This window comes from Paenibacillus sp. FSL H3-0457, from assembly GCF_037981725.1.
In the GTDB taxonomy this organism is placed as follows: Bacteria; Bacillota; Bacilli; order Paenibacillales; family Paenibacillaceae; genus Paenibacillus; species Paenibacillus amylolyticus.
Map to the genome: position 1 here is coordinate 2,718,797 of NZ_CP150283.1, position 21,794 is coordinate 2,740,590.

The window sequence follows — 21,794 nt, forward strand, 5'->3', positions numbered from 1 at the left end:
CCAACCGTCGCTCGCATATGGACTCCCGCGCTTAGGGCTTCGGGGAAAAGCAGCTTTTTGTGATGGACTTGACAAAAACGTTCATAGCAACGAACCTGACACGTCTTATTCGGGAATTTGAAACGCCCTCCGAAATCTAAGAAATCTGAGACACGCTATACCAGAAAAAATAGACTTTTGTAGCATTTTTGTCAGATGATTTTGAGAAATAAGATGTCTCATGTTCCCTACAATTTTAAAAGAGGACCTGAAGGCCGAATAAGATGTCCTGTGTTCCTTAGAAAATCGCCTGGCGATTCGCCAGCATCAGCCACCCTGAACTTTAGGGATTTTCGGACGGTAAGCTGGCACCCATCATCGTTTAACTTGCCTGAGTATGAAAACAGACTCTAGTCCGTTTCCCCATGATATTTGAATGTTTATGAATACGATTACATCTTATGAATGAAAAAGGAGTTGAGAGAAAGATGGAGACAGAACGACTTATATTTCGGAAATATACCAAAAATGATTTTGATTTACTTTTTGAGATGACACGTGAGCCAAATATGATGAAATTTATAAGACATGGAGGACCCTGGACCAAGGAAGAAACCATGCAAAGCCTGGAAAAGTTCATCAACTGGAATAAAGATGATAAAGGGCTGTTCCTCGCATTTAATAAAGAGGATAACAAGTTAATTGGAACCTCTGGACTGATTCCTCAAATCATTGAAGGCACTGATGAGCTTGAAGTTGGTTACTGGGTTGTAGAGCAATACTGGGGAATGGGTTATGGTTATGAACAAGCAAAAGCGTGGAAAGAATATGGCATGGATCACTTGAAGCAGAAAAGATTAATATCGTTAATTCAACATGGCAATGTGGGTTCTATGAAAGTCGCGCAAAAGAATGGCATGAAACACGAGAAGGACGTAGATATAATTGGGAAAAATGTAGCAGTATACTCGATTGAGGTGAAGTGAATATGACTCCATTTCCTGAGCTAGAAACCAAAGGACTGCTGTTAAGAGAGATTAGACAGAGTGATTCCCAAGACATATTTCATATTTTTTCTTCAGATGAAGTTACAAGATTCTACGATGTAGAAAGTTTTAAGAATACAAAACAAGCAGAAGAACTCATACAAAGATGGACTGAACGATTCGAAAATGGTCAGGTCATCCGCTGGGGAATTGCTTTGAAATCGGATAACAGAATTATTGGAACATGCGGATTTCATGGTTGGATGAAACAACATCATAAAGCTGTGTTGGGATATGAGTTAGCACCAGAGTTCTGGCGGCAGGGTTACATGACCGAGGTAACTCAGAAAATCGTTGAATATGGATTCAAGAATCTTGAATTAAACAGAATTGAAGCATTTGTAGAGCCAGAGAACGCGGGATCAAGGAAGTTACTTGAGAAAATTGGGTTCAGTGAAGAAGGCATATTGAAAGAACATTATTATTGGAAAAATCGATTTGTTGATAATGTCATCTATGCATTTTTGAAGAAAGAATATGTATGAGAATACGAATTATTGGATCTTGCGGTAGTGGGAAATCAACATTAGCCAAAGAATTGTCGGATAAATACGGTATTCCTTCCTATGAATTAGACAATCTCATATGGGACAGAAGCGCCGAAAATCTGAGATATCCTGAAAGTGTTAGGGATGACTCGATCCAATCTATTATCAGTTCAGAGGCTTGGATTATAGAAGGAGTGCAGTGCAAAGATTGGACCATTAAGTCCATCCAGGAAGCGGATTTGATTTTTGTATTAGCTCCAAATGTTCTCATTAGAGATTATCGAATTATAAAGAGGTTTGTATTGTCCAGAATGGGCTTGCAACCGTGGAATTACAAGCAGTCATTTAAGAACTTATGCAAGATGATTGTGAAATGGAACCATCAATATAATATAGAAGAAGTTATATGTACAATTAACAAAAACCATAAGACTGCAACAATCACGAAGAATAAAAAACAAGTGATACAGTTGATTGAACATCATTTGGAAGTGGTTGTAAGTGAGAGTGAAAAGAACCTTAGAGGTAATCAAAGATTATCGAAAGAGGAGATACAGTGGTGAATATAAAGATACAACCAGTCACACGGGAGAATTGGGAAGAGGCGCTGAAGATCTCTTTGTATGAACACCAAGTCTCATTAGTTCCATCTGTTATTGAGGGGATCGCTTACGCCTATATAAAACCGTGGGATGAAGCATTTGATCCTTACGTACTTGAGATTGATGGGAAGGTATTTGGTTTCTTTTATCTAAGTTATACGCCAGATAGTACAGATAATTACTGGATTGGTGGTTTTCAAATCGATAAATCCTATCAAAGTAAAGGAATGGGAAAGCGCGCTATAAGAGCCATTCTAGATTACATTACGAAACAGCATCCGGTATGCAAGGTTATTTCATTAACGGTTGAACGTGATAACGAAATAGCACAGAACTTGTACAAGAGCATGTCCTTCATTAGTGAGAACAAAACCAATTCAGATGATGAAGTGATCTACAGGTTGGCAATAAAATAAGAAATTTGCATAGTGTAAAGATTACATGTGATGATTTTCTAAATGAGGGGGAGTTACACAATGAATCGTATGAATCATGAGGAAGAATTACAAATCGTATTTGATGATCATGAAGAAGACTACAAAAAGGTTTGTAATAACTTATATAACTATAACGTCTCTGAAACAAATGGATTATTAAAGAAGCCTGGAAAGACTATCAATCTGTTTTTACGAGAGAAGACAGGTAAGGCAGTTGGTGGGATCTTCTGTGCTACATATTGTGAAACATTATATATTGATAATTTTTGGATAGATGAGGAATACAGAAAGAAAGGATATGGGAAGTCTTTAATCATGCAAGCAGAAAGCATGGCTTCTGAATTAGGATGTAAGCTTGCACACACAAGCACATTTTCATATCAATCACCGAAATTCTATCAAAAAATGGGCTATGAAGTGTTTGGATTAATTGATGAGTATCCTGATGGAATCATTCAATATTTTATGAAAAAAAGATTATAAGACGAGTACCTAACATAGTATTGGGTTTAACGAAAGATGAATTTTAGAGAAACAAAAGGATGGCGGAAAGTATGCGAGCCACAAGGGAGTTTTATATATCACTGAATTTAATGATCTCGAAAGAGAGATAAAACGAAATAAAGCGGAGAGCTGCATGATATACCGAGAAAACTCAATTCAATATGAATTTTATCGAAATCGAAAAACGAAAGAAAAACAACATAAAGTGAATTCAATTACAAAAAGTGTGGTATCCGCATTGGTGTGAATAGCTATAGAACAGGGCTACATTGAGAATGAGGATATTCCAATTGTGAATTATTTTAACGATCTGGATGATAGCAAAAAGGGGATTACGATTAAGTATCTGTTAACGATGTCCTCGGGCCTACACTATCCGGGGAATGAAGGGATGATTCCATCTAGGAATTGGACGGAATTTGTTCTTGAGCAGCCTGTTGAATTCGAACCTGGAGTTCAAATGAAATATAGTTGCGGGAGTTCGCATATACTTAGCGCCATATTGCAGAAGGCAACTGGTATGAACACTTTGGAATTTGCAAGAAAGAACTTATTTGCACCTCTAGGTATTAACGATTTCCATTGGTATCAGGATACACAAGGGATTGCGATCGGTGGTTTTGGTTTGCGAATGAAGATCGAAGATATGCTGAAGTTTGGAGTGTTATACGCTCAGAATGGAGCGTGGAATTCGAAACAACTCATCTCTGCTGACTGGATTGCTAGAAGTGTAAGTCCTTCTCTTACTTCCGAAACCTTATATAGCTACCACTGGCGCATAATGAAAAGCATTAAGAAAGAAGACGCTAAAAATAAAACGTTTTATGCTATGGGTATGGGCGGTGGAAGAGGGCAATACATATTTGTTAACCAAGAGCTACCATTGGTTGCGGTATTCACTACAATTATATCCAATGATAGCTTGTTATCACTTCATTGGTTTAACAATTTTATATTGAAGAATAGTTGTTTATAGGAGAGATAACATGAGCCACTGGTTTGATCTAGATGAACTTGATCCAGAGTTAATCAAATTTGCAGTTATGATCGCTAAATATAATAATAAATTCATCATTATAAAAAATAGGAAAAGAGGAGGTTGGGAGATCCCAGGAGGCAACAAAGAAATAGGGGAAACACTTTTACACACGGCAAGTCGAGAACTCTATGAAGAGACAGGGGCAGTACACTTCGAATTAATACCTTATGGTGTATATGAATGGAATGGGAGCTTTGGTATGGTTTCTTATGCTGAGGTTAAATTGCTGGAGAGCTTACCGGAGTCTGAAATCGATGAAATAAAGCTTGTGGATGTATTACCTGAAGGCATGAACTTCGGAGATATGTTTTATCGTTTCTCAGACAGATGGGATGGACTTGAGAACCATAAGCTTAAGAAATACACTATCGAAATAAATCATTTGAATGAGTTACCTGAAATTAAAATAAGCTAGTTTTAGTTGGAGGAACTCTGTTTTGAAACTAAAGGAGATGAAAAGAACTAGTGAATAAGAATAAGGGACTCATCATGTCACTATTACTTTTATTGCTTTTAATTTTGTTATGGGATTCCTTTCGAACTTCAATTTTTGAAGCAGTTACTGTTCAAAAGATTAGTGAAAATGAAATGACTGTAATTAATTTTAATAATCACGAAAGAACAATAGCCGTTCCAATGGATATGTCAAAACTAATTGAAGAGAACAAGGAATACACTATTTTGTACGATAAAAGGGTCTTTGATAAATACAGACTTCGATCTATAAAGCCATAGGATCTTAGAAATAACATGGGGAAGGAGAGATGGCAACGATCATGATAACGTATAGAACGTTGACCCTTGATGATGTGAATCAGCTGCAGGAAATAGATCGTTCGGAACATATTGATCTCATTTATGAAATGAGAGAGAACCGATTGGTTGAACTTGAACAAAATCATGAATGCTCAAACTGGGATGAGATGCTTTTGAAAGAGATTCAAAATCGATATGTCTATGAATTAGAACAAGGTGGCATGGCATATGGCGCGTTTGCTGACGATCAATTAATCGGATTTGGTGTGCTGGCACATCAATATAGAGGAAAAGAACGAAATCAAATACAAGTTGACTTGATGTATGTCTCACGCGGGTACAGAAGACAAGGCGTTGGAAAACGTATTCTAAACGAGTTAGGTGAAGAGGCTAAGAAACGTGGTGCACAGTATCTGTATATCTCCTCCACAGAGACGAAATCAGCGGTATCCTTTTATAGAAGTCAGGGCAGTCAGATTGCAAGTGAGATTGATCAAGAACTCTATGACAAAGAGCCGAAAGATATACACATGATAAAAGAGCTGGGCACATGACAACGGTTGGGATACTCGGAACCATTCATAAGTATCGTTGGAGCCGATCACAATTACATCTTCCAAGAAGAGCTGATGATAGAACCCGTTGAATTGTTGTATCCGTTACGATAAAGGAACCGTTGGTAGAATTACAAATGAAACTTATTATTTAAGGAGCATTACATGCGCAAAAAAATACGTAAAACACTCAAATACAGCATACTTAGTATTATTTTAATAGTTATAGTAGCTCTGATATTTCCCACATGGACACCCAAAATTAAAGGTGAAAACAGCATCAGCATGTTAGAACAGGTCGAAATTAACGGTACAGGACATGAAGTCATGATCAGGGGTGTTGATCGGACTAACCCTATCCTGATTTTTGTGCATGGCGGGCCGGGATGCTCGGAGATTCCATATGTAAGGAAGTATCAGAAAGAGCTTGAGCAACACTTCACGGTGGTGCATTACGATCAACGTGGGAGTGGGAAGTCCTATCACTTTTTTGAAGATTACTCGAATCTCACAACAGATGTATTAGTAGATGATTTGTTAGCGTTAAGGGATTATGTATCTAAGGAGTTAGGTCAAGAGAAGGTTATATTAATCGGTCATTCATTTGGTACATACATCGGGATGAAAGCTGCGGCTAAAGCACCTACTCAGTTTCACGCTTATATAGGCATTGGACAGATGGCTAATACACTTCAGAGCGAACTGGAAAGTTTGGAGTACACGTACGAGCAAGCGAAACAAGCCGGTAATGAAGATGATGTTAAAAAACTGGAGCTAATCCGCAGCTCGATCGAGCAAGGAAAGGAACTTACGCCTAGAATTTTGTTGCAAAAGTACGGTGGTGCAGCCAGACTCATCAACGAGAATAGAGATTATATTTCAGGATTCCTTTTAAATCCCGAATATAATGGGCTGGATATGATTCGCTTTTATTCAGGGATGTTCAGTTCACAAGACATCTTACTGAGGGAAGCATTTGATCAAAATTTACCTGATATTGTTGATCATCTGGAGATTCCTACCTATTTTGTAACGGGTAAATATGATTATATGACCACTGCAAATGCAGCACGTGATTATTTTGACGTATTGGATGCACCGATCAAAGACTTCATTGTATTCAACGAGTCGGCGCATTACCCACAGTTTGAAGAGAAAGTAAAATTCGTAAAGTGGTTAAATGAGCTATTTTAATATGCATTGAGAGGAGCAAGATCATATTGTTAAATGAATTCATTGAGCTTGAAGAAGAGAGTGATGAGAGTTACCGGTGTTACACTCTGCAAAATACTGTGCAAATATTTAAACATTGCATACAGGATGAGGATTTAAATGACTTTCGAATATATGTGTCCACTAATACACCGTTAGATTCAATTGTTCATAAAATAGAAGATTACATTAAGTGGTTTTCAACTTGTGAGACTGTCTTTCGAGATTATTATGAGAATGAACTTCAGGAAAAAGTACATCAGAATTGGTTTAATGAGATTGAAGTCTATCGTGTGGATATCACATTTAACAGTATAGCCGATTACGGCGCAACAATATCTTGCGGAGATCATATTTTGCGCGATCACATTATGATTATTGATTTTGATAGAGAACAAATCCAAGCAATCCACTTAAACGGATAGATGGATTATTTTGTAGTAAATAGTCACAAAAAACAATAAAGATATCGCTTTATTTTCCATAAATGTGTTATTATGTTGTTGTTGGACGAAGAATTCATTTGTTTGATCGATAGAGAGAGGAGGCACGTATTCTCGAATCATTCAATCTGTATGCATAGATTAACTTCACTGCTTGTTAAAAATAATAGAATAAGCGGAGGTATGGTTATGTTCAAAAAATGGAAGAGATTTGGCATCAGCAGCTTGGCACTGGTATTAGTGGCTGCGGTAGCCTTTACGGGATGGAGCGCTAAAGCATCAGCAGCGGACGCTTCGCAAATAGTGTCTGAGATGGGTGCAGGATGGAATCTCGGCAATCAGCTGGAAGCAGCGGTGAACGGTACACCGAATGAGACAGCTTGGGGCAATCCTACGGTAAATCCAGAGTTAATCAAAAAGGTAAAAGCGGCAGGCTTCAAATCCATTCGTATTCCCGTTTCCTATTTGAGTAACATTGGAAGCGCTCCCAATTATACAATCAATGCGGCATGGCTGAATCGAATTCAGCAAGTCGTGGATTATGCGTACAATGAAGGTCTGTATGTGATCATCAATATTCATGGTGATGGGTTTAATTCCGTACAGGGTGGATGGCTACTCGTGAATGGTGGCAATCAGACTGCCATTAAGGAAAAATATAAGAAGGTGTGGCAGCAGATTGCCACCAAGTTTAGCAACTACAATGACCGTCTTATTTTCGAATCCATGAACGAAGTATTCGATGGTACCTATGGCAATCCAAACTCGGCCTATTACGCCAATCTGAACGCATACAATCAAATCTTCGTGGATACGGTTCGTCAGACTGGAGGTAACAACAATGCCAGATGGTTGCTGATTCCAGGCTGGAATACCAATATTGACTACACTGTTGGTAATTATGGCTTTGCTCTTCCGACAGATAATTACAGATCCTCGGCTATTCCTAGTTCGCAGAAGAGAATCATGATCTCGGCACATTATTACTCTCCGTGGGATTTTGCAGGTGAGGAAAACGGTAATATCACACAGTGGGGTGCAACTTCTACGAATCCTGCCAAGAAGTCTACTTGGGGACAAGAGGATTATCTTGAATCGCAGTTCAAGTCCATGTACGACAAATTTGTGACTCAGGGCTATCCCGTAGTGATTGGTGAGTTCGGTTCCATTGATAAAACGTCCTATGATTCCAGCAACAATGTATATCGTGCTGCTTACGCCAAAGCAGTTACAGCAAAAGCTAAGAAATACAAAATGGTTCCTGTTTATTGGGATAACGGGCATAACGGTCAACATGGATTCGCCTTGTTTAACCGTTCAAACAAAACCGTGACGCAGCAAAATATCATTAATGCCATCATGCAAGGTATGCAATAAATTACTGTCTGGCTGTATCCATGTAAACGGCGTGTTCCTGTAAAAGGGACATGCCGTTTTTTTGTGCTACCGGAGATGAAGATGAACAACATTTACCAATGCATTTTACATAAGCCACATACAGAATTCATTAAATCCCACAATAGCTTTTATATACTTAATTTGCTTGATATAGCGAACTAAAAGGACTAGGTGGTAGACAGAATGTTAAAAAAACGTGATTTGCAGGAATGCCTTTCACTGTACAGCTTAATGATGGACCCCGCAGTTTCTCCTTACGTTCGTTATCAATGCCAATCGTATGAAGAATATCTATTCCTGACCAAACAATTGATGGTCGAAGAAGAGCAAAAGACAGTGATTTCCCGAACGATTTTGAATGAAACAGGGCAGCCTATTGGAACCATTGATCTATATCATATTGAGCATCAAACCGGTTTTTTAGCCACATGGATTGGTTCACCGTTTTTTGGAAATGGGTATAGCCAAAGAGCCAAATCAGCCTTTTTTGTTGAATTGTTTCTGGAACATGGGATTGAAACGGTATTTATGAAGATTCGCAAGCAGAATATAAGATCCAGAAAAGCGGTACAAAAACTGCCTTATGTGAAATTAGCGAATGATGTGTATCCAGATGTATATCAACGGATTAATATGAATGAACAGATGTATGATCTGTATTATGTTGAACGATCAGCCTTTTTCGAAAATAGTATGGATCTGCACCAAGTGGTAGCTACGTAACTTATACCGTTAATATAACATGCAGGAATATAGACTAGAGAATCGAAAGACATTAAGTAGATAACCTCATAAAAAGTGGATGGTTAATTAAGGAGGCATGAAATGAATAATATTAACAAGATTTTGGGTGTAGTCCTCATGCTTGGCAGTGTGTTTATTTCGACAATGGAGCGAATCTCAATACGAGTATCTGTCGCTATAGTAGAAGCAGGATATGCGTCAGGAGGGACTAACGTGCCCCAATTCGCTCAGATGAACGAGCATCCAACAGGTTTACTCGTATACTTCATGTTCTTCGTTGGATTCATACTATTGGTCGCGGGATTCCCAGGGAGTTATAAGAAAAATCGTAATCATGGGCATAGCAAGGAAGTTTAGCTTGAGGAGGGATGAAAGTGGCAAAACAGGAGGAAGTGTTATCGGGAGGTAATGTGAATCAGGTTGTCCGAATAGGTGAGACGGTTCGCCGGCATGCGAAACCAAATCCATATGTGCATGAATTGCTATTACATCTCGAAAAAGTTGGTTATGATCATGCCCCTCGATTTCTGGGAATAGATGAACAGGGGCGAGAAATCCTTTCTTACCTCGAAGGCATCGTTCCAGGCAATGACTACCCTGATCTAGAAGAGTATATGTGGTCAGACGAATCTTTGATTGAAGTCGCAAAACTGTTGAGGAGTTACCATGATGCGACCGTTGGATTTACAACAACATCAGTTTCAACGAACAGATATCCAGGCATAACAGAAGATGAAGTTGTATGTCATAACGATTTTGCGCCGTATAATGTGGTGTACAAGGATGGCCGTCCTCAAGGCATTATTGATTTTGATATGGCGGGTCCGGGTCCGCGAATGTGGGATATCGCCTATGTCTTGTATACATCCGTTCCACTCGCAAATTTCTCACCAGAGATGGACGGAAAGGGTGTAATGCCATACGTCAGCCAGGCACACGGAACTGTTCGAAAAGAACGGATTGCCTTATTCATGGCTACGTACGGGCTGAGTGTTCCAGCAGATTTGAAGGATTGGGTCATATCCCGTATCCGTTTCATGTGTAAAACACTGACTGATCGTGCGGCTGATGGAGATGTCGCTTTTATGAAGATGGTCGAAGAGGGGCATCTGGCCCACTATGAGAAAGAAGTCATTTTTCTTGAAAACCATTGGGATGAATGGGTTTGAAAGGTAATGCTAATGGACCGCGTGATAGCCTACGGGCTGGACAGCGGTTTTTTTTGTTTTCATCTTTCAAATCCCTATAAATTCCTTTCTAATCATTTTCAACAATTGTGATCAACAATACAGCAATATAGTTCAGATTAGATCGAAATAACTGTGATACAATTCATTGTAAAGCGCTATCATTGTAAATTATTAAACTATATTGCTTTTTATATTCTGGGAAGGGAGATCTTACTGATGCTAACCATACACACCCCGACGAATATTGCTTTGCAGGAAAATGAAGTTTATGTGCGATCAGAAGCAGATAATTTTCAGGATGAATGGCCTGTTCATACGCATAATGGGTATGAGATACATTATTTTATTCAAGGAGATGCAACCTTTTTAATCGGTGACCGAATATATAAGCCGCTGCCTGGAGATATGTTTATATTCAGAGGCGGTGTTCCCCACCGAATCAATCCTTCAAGAGAAATGGTGTACAAGCGAAGTTTTGTCAATTTCACGGAATTATTACTTTTGGACATGCTTGCTGTCAGTCAGTTAGAGAATCTGATGTCCATATTCCGTCATCCCAATGGGTTATTGGTGCATTGGCCTCCGGAGGAGCGTGAGTATATCACAGCTATATTTAAGGGAATCAAGGAGGAGATGGGGGCAGGAAATACAGGGTACAAAACAATGGTCAAATTGAGTCTTACCCAATTGCTACTGCGGATTTACCGGAAAACAACCAGTGAGCAATCCGCCAATCCTATCTTATGTTCTTCCCAGAAGCAGACAAGCGTAAGCCGGGTTCTTCATTATTTAAACCAGAACTATACGGAGAATGTTTCATTGGATGAACTGTCCAAAACACTCCATTTGAATAAATACTACATTTGTCATTCTTTCAAAGAGACGACGGGATATACCATAAGCAACTATGTTATACGGAAAAGAGTTGCAGAGGCCAAAAAATTGTTGCTGTCTACGGATGCACCGATTTTGTCCATATCTGAGACGCTAGGTTTTAACACACCTGTATATTTTAGCAGGGCCTTTAAACAATATGTGGGTGTATCACCACAGTTATTCCGTAAAAGTGAATTGCTCAACGAAGCCAAAATTCATTAGAACCTTCCAAGGAGATGTTGATATGACAAGAAGAACAACGTTTAAGCTCATCACTAGCATGGTATTGGTCATGTTACTCATCGTATTGACTGCTTGCGGAAATTCAGGTACCAATGCTAATCCAAAACAAACAACCCTGGATTTCCTGTGGTTCTCTGACGGAAAAGAAGGAGAAGTCATCAAGGAAATCATTAAAGAGTATGAGCAGACCAATACCAAGGTTAAAATCAACCTGATTGAAGTTGGCTTCAAGGATATCCAAACCAAATTAAAAACAATGTTATCCGGTGGAAAGCCGCCTGCCCTGAGCCGGGTCACGGATACCGGATCATTTGCTAATCAGGCGGTTGATCTGACACCTTACGTGGACAATGCGGATCAATTCGAGGATCAATTTATTGACTCACTTAAACCTTATTATGTTATTAATGACAAGCTGGTAGCGGCGCCTATGGATGTTACAGCGAATGGGCTTATTTATAACAAAACCTTATTTGATAAAGCTGGCGTCAAAGTACCGACCTCTCCTGACCAGGTATGGACGTGGGATGAATACACAGCTGCGTTAAAAGAGGTTATGGACAAAGGCGGAGCACGTTATGGCATGGTATGGGATGTCACACCGCATAGATGGTCCACTCTTTTGTATCAGAATGGCGGAAGCATCTTAACAGAGGATGGCACTGCAGCAGCGATTAACAGTGAAGCCGGAATCCGTAGCATGGAGCAGTTCAAGCAGCTTCATCAAGAAGGGATCATGCCCGAATCCGTATGGCTCGGAGGGGAAAATCCGAACAACCTGTTCCGTTCCGGGACGGTGGCTACCCACTGGGCTGGCAACTGGATGATCAGCAATTACAAGGATATCACCGATTTTGAATGGGGAGTCACCTATATGCCAAAAGGAACACAACGTTCTTCAGTGCCAGGCGGGAAGTTTCTGATGGCTTTCAAAGGCAGCGGATATGAGCAGGAGGCAGCAGAATTTATTGAATACTTAACGTCCAAAGAAGTGAATTCAAAATATAACCAAGAATCATTGTTTATGAGTCCGCGGAAGGACAGCGCTGTATTGAATTATGAATTCGGCAAGGAGATGTTTGAAATTTTCGCGGATGAACTGAAGAACAGTTCGCCTCTTGCAGCTAATGACTGGTCCAGACAGACGATTATATCCAAAATTTCAACGGACCTGAAAAATAATATTGTTGAGGTTTTATCCGATAAGGCAACTCCACAGGAGGCATTGGATCGAACAGCCAAGCTGATTAACGAGGCTATTGGCAGTCAATAAACGTAAAGCCATGTGATTAATTCGTATACGGGGGCTTAGCGATTCCTGTAAAGCCTCCCTTTCGAATAACGCATAAGGAAGGGGCAAGCAGATGAGTGAAGGACAACGATTAAACAAAAATACGCTGGCAAAACAGAACAGGAAGCTCGTTATTGCTCCTTATCTGTTTATACTACCCAACCTCCTGATCTTTGGAACTTTTATCGTATTTCCCTCTTTATTGGGCCTCTATTATTCCTTTCATGTCTATGATGGATTGAACCCAATGAAGTTCAACGGGCTGGATAATTATATCAAAATTATAGGGGATGGGGAATTTTGGTCGACCATCGGACGAACGGGGATTTATGCAGCAATTGTTGTCCCGCTAATATATGCAGCAGCGTTAGGCATTGCTTTGCTGCTTGCGCGCGAGATTAGAATGCGCGGGTTCTTCAGGGCCGTATTTTACTGGCCGACCATGATTTCTTACATTATCGTTGGATTGACCTGGAAGTGGATTTTCGGAGATTCATTTGGCATTTTGAATCATCTGTTAACCGTGGTTGGTGTGGAACCTGTCGGCTTTTTAACCTCTTCCTTTTGGGCAAATACGGCTGTAATCATCGCGACAGTATGGTCACGTGCAGGCTTTTTCATGGTCATTTTTATCGCGGGTTTGCAGGCTATACCTACAGATTATTATGAGGCTGCCCGCTTGGACGGGGCAACGGGAATGAAGGTGTTTCGCTATATCACGCTCCCGCTTTTGAAGCCCACAAGTTTGCTTGTTGTTATGCTGACTCTGATTGACGCGTTCAAAGCATTTCCACTTATGTTTGCGCTTACAGGTGGTGGGCCGGGCAAAGATACTACCTATATTGTTCAATATATTTATGAGATTGGCTTTAACAGACAGGAGCTCGGTCTGGCCAGTGCCATGTCGGTGATACTGTTTATCCTTATTGGTGGATTCTCGGCTCTGCAATTCCGTCTATCGAAAGGAGGGGCTACGTAATGGTCATGAAGCCTATGGTCAAAATCTTCATCTACAGTCTGTTAAGTGTTGCCGCAGTGGTGTGGCTCCTGCCTGTCCTGTGGGTCGTGATTTCTTCTCTAAAAACGAATAGCGATCTGTACAGCTTCCCTCCCAAGTTATGGCCGCAGCCAATCACCTTCGAGCATTTCAAGGAGGCATTCAGTAAAGGCGATTTTGGCTTGTATTTTATGAATAGTACGATCGTAACTGTAAGCTCAACGCTGCTACTGTTATTGATTAACTCCATGGCAGGTTTTGCATTGGCGAAATATCGCTTCCGCGGAAGCGCGATCATATTAATCGCTTTTGTCTCAACACTCATGATTCCGATTGAGGTAATTATGATCCCTATATTCAAGGTGCTGAGCGCACTGGGGCTGTATAATAGCCTACTCGCGATTATTATCCCGCCAGCAGCAACCCCGACAGGTGTGTTCCTTATGCGGCAGTATTTGTTGTCCGTACCGGACGAGCTGTTGGAAGCTGCCCGGATGGATGGAGCGGGCGAATGGAAAATTTACTGGAGTATTATTCTTCCGATAGCGAAGCCGATTCTTGCGGTGCTCGCAATCTTCTCCTTCATGTGGAGATGGGATGATTTTGTATGGCCGTTAATTGCGATTAGTGATCCATCGAAATATACGATTCAGCTTGCGCTCTCTAATTTTATTGGTGAATACAACGTGGATTGGGGAAGTTTGCTTGCGATGTCCGTCATCACGATGCTTCCGGTACTGATTGTTTTTATGGTTTTCCAGCGGTATTTTGTCAGCGGTATGATTACTTCAGGAATGAAAGGATGAGTTGAATGTCAGATACCACCCGGAGTGGGATGGATACCTTGAATTATAAACCTATGAAATTAGGTCACAATCAGGTCATTAATCATTGGATGATCAGCGGCATATATACGAAGCCTGTTGCCTTTGTTCCAACAACGATGGAGGGAGATATTAATGATTGGCTTATCGATGGTTTTGCCATTCATGAGAATCCATGCAGAAAGGAATTTGTAGAACATAGGAGAACGCAGCCTGTGAACAGATTTTTTGATCAATGGAGCGAGTTTCCTAGCCCGGGAGACGATTTCGTTGGAGAAGAGAACGGAATGCCTTGGGCACTGTATTCTCCTTGGAATAATCCACGGGTGGAGCAATCAGGATTTTGGTTTGTACCGACACATCTGCGCAGTTACGCGGCGACAAGACTCATTTCTCCGACTGCTCATACCGCTTCTTTGAGGATTAAGACCTATGGCAGTCTGACGTTGTGGGTGAATGGGGAAATGGTAACGGATTTTGCGCCACTCATGCGTAACAAAGAGCAGGAAATCGTTATTAAAGCTGAACTTGTAGCTGGAATCAATGAGATCTATGCCTGCTGGGAGGATCTGGCTGAGCGGGATACCATGTATGCTTTTGCGGTGGAATATTTGGGAGACGAGGAATTGGTGATTTCCCTGCCTATTGCTTCTCATTTGGCGGAGTCTGTAAAATCCGCAGAGGAAGCTCTCGAACAGGCTTATTTTCCTTCTGATCTCTTCAGAGGTGAGCAGATTAAGCTCAAGCTGCCGCTTCCCTTGCCGGACATCGTTAGAGAGATTGATATTCAGTATGGCAATTTTTTTGATGGCACCGAAAATAAGACGATACACATAGCTGAGCAGGAAACGGACCTGGTCCTGGCACATACGAATCAACTCGGTCATCATTACGTATATTTCACTCTGGCCATTTCAGTTTCAAATATTGTACTAACCAAGAAGTTTGGCTGCCAATCCTATGATACGAGCTATGATGAGGCTGCTCAGCAAGCTGCGGATATTGAAGCCCGCAAATCCCTGGCTCTGCAATGCATTGCTGAGAAGGGCAGTCCCAATATTCATAAGGCCATCGCCATGCTCAAAACAGGAGGCAATCTGCAAGAAGCGGAGAACATATTGCTTGAGGGTGTCGAAGGTATCGAGCAACGGAAGGATTGCAGTGACTTCTATCTGGTGGGACTGTTCCGTCTATGGAGAGATGAGCGAAATAGCGGTCTGTTCAGTGAACCGTTCTGGGATCGGGTAAAAGCAAGTATTCTTGGCTATCGATATTGGATTGATGAACCTGGCGATGATGTGATGTGGTTCTTCAGTGAGAACCATGCCTTGTTGTTCCATACCAATGAACTGTTAGCCGGACAGCTGTTTGGGGATGAAATGTTCAGCAACAGTGGTGAATCCGGTGAAGTACACCGTCAAAAAGCAGAGCAGAGGCTTGCATTATGGTTTGAGCGCTTTTTGGATGAAGGATTGGCAGAATGGAATTCAAGTGCATACATTCCGATTGATGCGGTTGGGCTATTGCATATCTATGAATTTGCCCATAATGAACAGCTCAGACAGCAAGCCAAAAAGGCAATGGACCTGTTATTCTATTATATTACCGTTCAGATGCATCAAGGAGTCTTGTCCACAACGTTTGGGCGCAGCTATGAGAAGGAACTGCTGGGTGGTTATGCAGCGGGAACCACTTCAATGTGCTGGATCGCTTATGGCGTTGGCAATGTAAACAATTATTCAATAAGCAATGTTGCCTTGAGTTTATCGGATTACAGTCCTCCAGCAGCATATCAGGAGCATCTGTTGCTCGGGGACAATCAGCAGTTGGTGTTCGCCAATCAGCAGGGCAAGGGAGGTTACGCCAAGCTCTATCACTGTCGGACCAAGGAATACTCCTTATCCTCAATCATTCGCTTTCGTCCAGGCAAGCCAGGTTATCAGGAGCATGTCCAGCATTTATCTCTGTCACCTGAGGCGCTGATTTGGGTGAATCATCCGGCAGAAATATACAAGCATGGGGATGGTCGACCTTGCTTCTGGGCTGGGAATGGGATATTGCCCGATGTTGTTCAGCATGAGGGGATCGCTTTGATGATGTTTGATATTCCTGCGGATCACAACTCTGACTGGACACATGCTTATTTTCCTACTCACTCCTTCACGGAATGGGTAAGGCATGAGAACTGGCATTTTGCTCGTTTGGATAAGGGTTATGCAGCTATATATGCGGCCAATGGGACGAGTATGGAGAGCAACGGGGTGACAAGAGAACGTGAGCTTATTTCCCCTGGCTTGCGTAACGCCTGGATTATAAGAGCAGGAAGCGAACAGCAATTCGGGTCATTTGACGCTTTTATCAACCAAGTTTGTTCTGCAAGCCCGCAATTCGATAATCAAGCTTTAACTCTCACTCTAACAGACCCGGTATATGGTCCAATTCAATGGGGAATGAACAAGCCTTTTCTGATTAAAGAAGAGGAAATTATACACGAAGGTTATGGAGTAAAGGGACAACTGAAGTTACTGGACATGGAGCGCTGAATCGTGTGTAAGAAACCAAGGGAGTGATAACCAACATGCTGAATCAAATGGTGCTGCAGGAGAGAATAAGCAAGGTATCCCAAGCGATGGAGTCTATGAAAAACACAAGCATCAATGAACAGTTTCCCATCGGACTAATCGACATACATCTATGGGAATGGCCGCAAGGTGTTGGTCTGTATGGCTTGCTCCAGCTCCATGAGGCAACGAAAGATCCTAAAGTGCTGGAATTTCTGGAATCATGGTACAATGCAAGGCTGATGGAAGGGTTACCGGAAAAAAATGTGAACACCTGTGCTCCGCTCCTTACTTTGATCTCACTATGCGAGCTGACCGAAAACAGGGAGTACGAACAGGTCTGTGAGGAGTGGAGCAGTTGGATCATGGATGGACTGTTGCGAACCGGAGATGGTGCGTTTCAACATATGATTACGGGAGATGCCAATGATGGTCAAATTCTGATTGATACCCTGTTTATGACGGTGCTATTTTTGGCCAAGGCAGGGGTATACTTCAAGAAACCCGACATGGTGGAAGAAGCCAAACGACAGTTCCTTGTGCATATCAAATATCTATATAACAAGAAAACCAGATTGTTCTATCATGGCTGGGATTTCAATGAAAATCATAACTATGGTGCTGTTCATTGGGGAAGAGGCAATGCATGGTATACGGCGGGAGTTATGGATTTCCTGAATATCATTCCGATCGAAGACGGGTTAAAGGCCTATCTGTTGGATACAGCAACCGCTCAAGTCAGAGCACTGAGCAAGCTTCAAGGTGAGGATGGCATGTGGCACACTGTGCTGGATGATCCAACCTCTTACAAAGAAACCTCGGCAACGGCAGCGATTGGATACGGCATTCTTAAGGGAATTCGGTATGGATACCTGGATGAATCCTATCGCCAGAATGGCTTGAGTGCGCTTGAAGCGGTGTTGAAACAGATTGATGATAACGGCGTTGTACAGCAGGTGTCCTATGGTACACCTGTGGGGCAGGATGCTCAGTTTTATAAAGATATAGCGATCAGTCCGATGGGATATGGACAAGCACTTACGTTGTTTATCCTGATTGAGGGCTTGCGGGCTCCAACCGCCGAATAGAATCAGGCGGACTTGTACGGAGGATAGGGGATACAGTTTCCTGTATCCTCCTTTTTGTTTTAGTAAGCTCGAATCTCGATTAATTGGGCATATCTGCTGCCATTTGTGGCATCAATTATGATTCTCAGAGCCTGAGCTGACACAGGGACATCCAGGGAATGAATAACTTTTCTTTTGTGATTTTCTTGAACACTTGCGACTTGTGTCCATTCGCCAGCAGGAGTCAGTACCTCCACGTGATAATCACGCACCAGCTCAGGCATCACACGGAATGTTGTGTGATGGTGATGTAAATTAACCAGATCCTCGTTCACATCATCATTAAACGTCAAGTGCAACTCAGCCAAGGTTTGTGGCTCTTCCCATGTCAGTTGCACCCATTCAGGATTGCCAGACTGCATCGGCTGCGACATCCACTGTTGCGGCCCACCGTAAGGGCGATGATAACCGTTAATCGTGTTGTCCGCTGAATATGCCGAAGTCTCAGAGAGGGTACGACAGCAGAATGGCTGACGCGCCAACCCCTGCATGGACCATAATACGACAGGCTGATTCGTGGCATGATCCTCCAGATTTTTGGACACGTGGTTTTCTTCTGTTTTGAAGAAGATCAGCACTCCGCTGTGTGCTTCTGTCGAATGGTAGAGTGAGACGGCTTTATTGGAGCGGATGATTATAAAAGCATTCTGCGGTTCTTCCGGTCGCCATTCGAGCGGCAGCTTCACCCACTGCGCATTTCCTGTTGTAACGTTAACAGTCGCCGTAACTTGTAACGAATGCGGGACGTAGTTCTCCTTACGCCCCGTATCCCACAGCTCTACCGTCAGTGCGGTATCGCTGGATGCATCCAGCAGTAGCTCCAGGCCGCTGAGCACTGGATGCACAGGCAGCAACAGGGCGACATCTGTACCCAGCGGGTACGTCTCGCCAGGCTGCTCAAGGGCGATGCCCGTCAGCGTGCTGGAGGCTGTAACCTGGGCACGCCGGGCCAGATCCAGCTCATCGTGGCTGCGCACCCCGATGATGGAAGCGTCCTGCCGCAGCAACGTCTGCTGCAGGACCGCCAGATGCCTCGCGTGCAGCTCGCGCGGCGACACCCCCATGGCCGCGCAGAGCGCCGCGCCCGTACCCGCGGCTTCGCCGATGACCGCGCATGTTGCCATGACGCGCGTTGTGCCGAAGGCGACATGTGATGCACTGATGTCGCGCCCGGCCATGAGCATATTCCGCACATTCGCGGAATACAGCGAGCGGAACGGCACGTGATATACGCCATCGGCATGCATATGCTTCGAGCCACTCGCTTCGGCGTACATGCCCTGCGGAGGATGCAGGTCAATGGACCAGCCGCCAAAGGCAACGGCATCCGGGAACTCCCGCTGGCTGATAATATCGTTCTGGGTGAGCACATAGTCACCCGTGAAGCGGCGGTACTCCCTTTTGCCAGGTAGAGAACCAATCCACTCCAGCGTCATATGATCTGCATCAAACTTGCCGGAGTTCTTGATATAGTCCCAGATCCCGTAGATCACGGACCACAGTTCATCACGGATCAGCTCATTGTCATGAACGGTGTCATGTTCACCGCCCCATTCAATCCACCAATAATGACAACCGGAATCCCCGCTGCGAATGACCCGGCGAATCGGAATGCTGGTCTGTGTAATATCCTTGGCAAAAGAGGGCGGGATATAGCGGACAGGCGCACCAGCATCTTTGGTATAAAAGAGAAGTGTACTGCCCAGCGTGATCTGATCAGCCACCTCAGGTGCCCACTCTTCGCCATATTCGCTGCGGGCTTCCCGGCCGAGTGCAAACTTGGCTCCAGCCAGAAAGCCGACCAATCCATCACCCGTACAGTCCAGATAGATCTGGCTTTCGAATCGGATTTTGCGCTCAGAACCCATCATCCACCCGGTAACAGAGGTGATCATGCGTTCATCTCCATCCCCAGTGGCCTCGACTTCATGTACATCCGTGTTCAGGTACAGGCTGATGTTGGGTTCAGCTCGAACGGCTTCCAGAATGATCAAGTCCCAGAGATACGGGTTGCCTTCCGGGTTGCGGTACTGGTTCTCTACAAATAGTTCTCCCATGATGCCTGTCTCGCGGGCATAACGGTTAATTCCGTGGGCGGTAGCGCCGCAGACCCAGACCCGAACCTCGCTGCTGGAATTGCCGCCAAGCACGGGGCGGTTCTGCACCAGCGCCACCTGCTGCCCCATGCGGGCAGCGGCTATCGCGGCGCATACACCAGCAAGTCCTCCGCCGATGACGGTGATGTCGTATTGTACATGCTCTTGTTTCATATCTGTGACCTCCTTAACTGAAGTTAGATCCACCTTGACTCCAACTACATATCTATAATTTCATCTTAGATTTATATATTCACTTTTTAAATGCACTATACTATCATCAAACATATACTTTATTTCACAGAAAGGGTGGTCAAGTCATGGAGCTGCTTAACCACATCTACTGGAAGCAAAAAGGGGAATTTGCTCTTACGGAAGATATCTATACGACTTGGGTGGCTTTTGCCGTCGAAGAGGGAATATTCCATTATGAGATTGGGGGTCAGATCGGAGAAGCGAGTTTTGGCGATCTGGTGCTGTGCCCCCCGGCGGTTCCTTTTCGGCGGACAGTCATTACCCCGCTGACATTTCACTATTTACAGTTTAGCAGTAGCCCGGAGGAGGAGGAGTTTCTGCCACCAGCCGGAAAATCGCTGATTAATGACACGAAGCGGTTAGCCTCGACGTACGCTTATTTACGCCAGGACAGTGAGGAGAATAAGGGGGAAGTTGCCCGTTGGAAGGCACATTTTATGATGGATTTGTGGCAGTTGTATCAGGTGGAACGCAGACAGAATCGCTTAAAGGAGCGGAGATTCACCGAAGACGCACGAATGGCTGAAGCGGCAGCGCTGCTGGAGGAACGGGCGGAAGAGGAGATCAGCCTTCAGGAATTGGCACAGCGACTGGCCTTGAGTCCGGTGCAGTTGACAAGGCGTTTCCGGGAAGCTTTTCAGGAGACGCCATCAGGCTATCTCAAACGGGTCCGTCTGAAAAAAGCGCAGAACCTCTTGGCTGACAGTAGCCTGACCCTTAACCAAATTGCCGAGCGATGCGGATATGAGAACGGTTTTTATCTGAGTAGAGTGTTCTCCAAAACGTTGGGCATAAGTCCATCTGAGTATCGCAGGAGACACAGGGTGTAAGCTGAAAGAAGTGAGCAGAAAGCTTGAAGACAACTTTAAAGACAACTTTTGAAGCCAGCGGAGCACCAGGTATACACCTTCGTTACGGGTTGTCAGATTATGGAGGAGCTGGTGTGAATGAGTGCAGAAGCAACGGATACTGCATTTCTAACCGAAATTAGAGGGGGAAGTACATTTCAGTTGTAGATCATAGATAATTTATACTATAATTTACCATATGGAGTCCTTATACGAACGTATGCCCCCCGTATCCGTTTGAATGAGGACTCTGATTTTATAACTAAAACCAAGGAGGTGGATAT

22 protein-coding genes are annotated in these 21,794 nt (G+C 43.2%); 21 read left to right on the forward strand and 1 reads right to left on the reverse strand.

Annotated elements, in window-relative coordinates; genetic code table 11:
- Positions 1–440: 440 nt before the first annotated feature.
- The 20 genes from MHH25_RS12325 (at position 441) to MHH25_RS12420 (ending at position 18,272) form a co-directional block, all read left to right on the forward strand.
- On the forward strand, positions 441–965 hold the full coding sequence (locus MHH25_RS12325; protein WP_340020081.1) for a GNAT family N-acetyltransferase: 525 nt from the start codon (positions 441–443) through the stop codon (positions 963–965).
- A 2-nt stretch (positions 966–967) separates the two neighbouring features.
- Positions 968–1,510 (forward strand): GNAT family protein, encoded by a 543-nt coding sequence (locus tag MHH25_RS12330; RefSeq protein WP_340020082.1) that lies wholly within the window; start codon positions 968–970, stop codon positions 1,508–1,510.
- On the forward strand, positions 1,507–2,076 hold the full coding sequence (locus MHH25_RS12335; RefSeq protein WP_340020083.1) for a hypothetical protein: 570 nt from the start codon (positions 1,507–1,509) through the stop codon (positions 2,074–2,076). Before MHH25_RS12330 ends, MHH25_RS12335 begins: the two co-directional genes overlap by 4 nt.
- The gene (locus tag MHH25_RS12340) at positions 2,073–2,531 is read left to right on the forward strand and encodes a GNAT family N-acetyltransferase (RefSeq protein ID WP_340020084.1); all 459 of its coding nucleotides are present in this window, start codon (positions 2,073–2,075) and stop codon (positions 2,529–2,531) included. Before MHH25_RS12335 ends, MHH25_RS12340 begins: the two co-directional genes overlap by 4 nt.
- Positions 2,532–2,591: 60 nt before the next feature.
- Complete coding sequence (locus MHH25_RS12345) at positions 2,592–3,035, forward strand: GNAT family N-acetyltransferase (RefSeq protein ID WP_340020085.1); 444 nt, start codon at positions 2,592–2,594, stop codon at positions 3,033–3,035.
- Between the two features lie 313 nt (positions 3,036–3,348).
- Complete coding sequence (locus tag MHH25_RS12350; RefSeq protein WP_340020086.1) at positions 3,349–4,032, forward strand: serine hydrolase; 684 nt, start codon at positions 3,349–3,351, stop codon at positions 4,030–4,032.
- 10 nt (positions 4,033–4,042) lie between these two features.
- Positions 4,043–4,510 carry an NUDIX domain-containing protein gene (locus MHH25_RS12355; protein WP_211081392.1) on the forward strand — a complete coding sequence of 156 codons (468 nt, stop codon included), beginning with the start codon at positions 4,043–4,045 and terminating at the stop codon, positions 4,508–4,510.
- A gap of 361 nt (positions 4,511–4,871) precedes the next feature.
- Entirely contained in the window at positions 4,872–5,405 is a 534-nt protein-coding gene (locus MHH25_RS12360) for a GNAT family N-acetyltransferase (RefSeq protein ID WP_076318588.1), read from the forward strand.
- Positions 5,406–5,570: 165 nt separating this feature from the next.
- Positions 5,571–6,599 carry an alpha/beta hydrolase gene (locus MHH25_RS12365; protein WP_340020087.1) on the forward strand — a complete coding sequence of 343 codons (1,029 nt, stop codon included), beginning with the start codon at positions 5,571–5,573 and terminating at the stop codon, positions 6,597–6,599.
- 26 nt (positions 6,600–6,625) lie between these two features.
- A complete protein-coding gene (locus MHH25_RS12370) occupies positions 6,626–7,042 on the forward strand; it encodes a hypothetical protein (protein ID WP_253507730.1) in 417 nt (138 codons plus the stop codon).
- Positions 7,043–7,249: 207 nt separating this feature from the next.
- The gene (locus MHH25_RS12375) at positions 7,250–8,437 is read left to right on the forward strand and encodes a glycoside hydrolase family 5 protein (RefSeq protein WP_340020089.1); all 1,188 of its coding nucleotides are present in this window, start codon (positions 7,250–7,252) and stop codon (positions 8,435–8,437) included.
- Positions 8,438–8,641: 204 nt separating this feature from the next.
- Entirely contained in the window at positions 8,642–9,181 is a 540-nt protein-coding gene (locus tag MHH25_RS12380; RefSeq protein WP_076327776.1) for a GNAT family protein, read from the forward strand.
- A 102-nt stretch (positions 9,182–9,283) separates the two neighbouring features.
- Positions 9,284–9,559: a hypothetical protein gene (locus tag MHH25_RS12385; protein WP_017688984.1), complete on the forward strand. Its 276-nt coding sequence runs from the start codon at positions 9,284–9,286 to the stop codon at positions 9,557–9,559.
- Between the two features lie 11 nt (positions 9,560–9,570).
- A complete protein-coding gene (locus MHH25_RS12390) occupies positions 9,571–10,371 on the forward strand; it encodes a phosphotransferase (protein ID WP_340020090.1) in 801 nt (266 codons plus the stop codon).
- 237 nt (positions 10,372–10,608) lie between these two features.
- Positions 10,609–11,490, forward strand: coding sequence for an AraC family transcriptional regulator (locus MHH25_RS12395; protein ID WP_036609061.1), 882 nt, complete (start codon positions 10,609–10,611; stop codon positions 11,488–11,490).
- 22 nt (positions 11,491–11,512) lie between these two features.
- Positions 11,513–12,784: a sugar ABC transporter substrate-binding protein gene (locus tag MHH25_RS12400; RefSeq protein WP_340020091.1), complete on the forward strand. Its 1,272-nt coding sequence runs from the start codon at positions 11,513–11,515 to the stop codon at positions 12,782–12,784.
- Positions 12,785–12,875: 91 nt separating this feature from the next.
- Positions 12,876–13,781: a sugar ABC transporter permease gene (locus MHH25_RS12405; RefSeq protein ID WP_340020092.1), complete on the forward strand. Its 906-nt coding sequence runs from the start codon at positions 12,876–12,878 to the stop codon at positions 13,779–13,781.
- The gene (locus MHH25_RS12410) at positions 13,781–14,605 is read left to right on the forward strand and encodes a carbohydrate ABC transporter permease (protein ID WP_036609056.1); all 825 of its coding nucleotides are present in this window, start codon (positions 13,781–13,783) and stop codon (positions 14,603–14,605) included. Before MHH25_RS12405 ends, MHH25_RS12410 begins: the two co-directional genes overlap by 1 nt.
- Positions 14,606–14,610: 5 nt before the next feature.
- The gene (locus MHH25_RS12415) at positions 14,611–17,166 is read left to right on the forward strand and encodes a hypothetical protein (RefSeq protein ID WP_340020093.1); all 2,556 of its coding nucleotides are present in this window, start codon (positions 14,611–14,613) and stop codon (positions 17,164–17,166) included.
- Positions 17,167–17,201: 35 nt separating this feature from the next.
- Positions 17,202–18,272: a glycoside hydrolase family 88 protein gene (locus MHH25_RS12420; protein ID WP_340020094.1), complete on the forward strand. Its 1,071-nt coding sequence runs from the start codon at positions 17,202–17,204 to the stop codon at positions 18,270–18,272.
- Positions 18,273–18,331: 59 nt separating this feature from the next.
- Here the strand turns inward: MHH25_RS12420 and MHH25_RS12425 are convergent, their stop codons facing one another.
- Positions 18,332–20,581: an FAD-dependent oxidoreductase gene (locus MHH25_RS12425; RefSeq protein ID WP_340020096.1), complete on the reverse strand. Its 2,250-nt coding sequence runs from the start codon at positions 20,579–20,581 to the stop codon at positions 18,332–18,334.
- 146 nt (positions 20,582–20,727) lie between these two features.
- On the opposite strand from MHH25_RS12425, the gene MHH25_RS12430 reads away from it, so the two are divergent.
- Positions 20,728–21,492 carry an AraC family transcriptional regulator gene (locus MHH25_RS12430; RefSeq protein ID WP_076318596.1) on the forward strand — a complete coding sequence of 255 codons (765 nt, stop codon included), beginning with the start codon at positions 20,728–20,730 and terminating at the stop codon, positions 21,490–21,492.
- Positions 21,493–21,794: the final 302 nt, after the last annotated feature.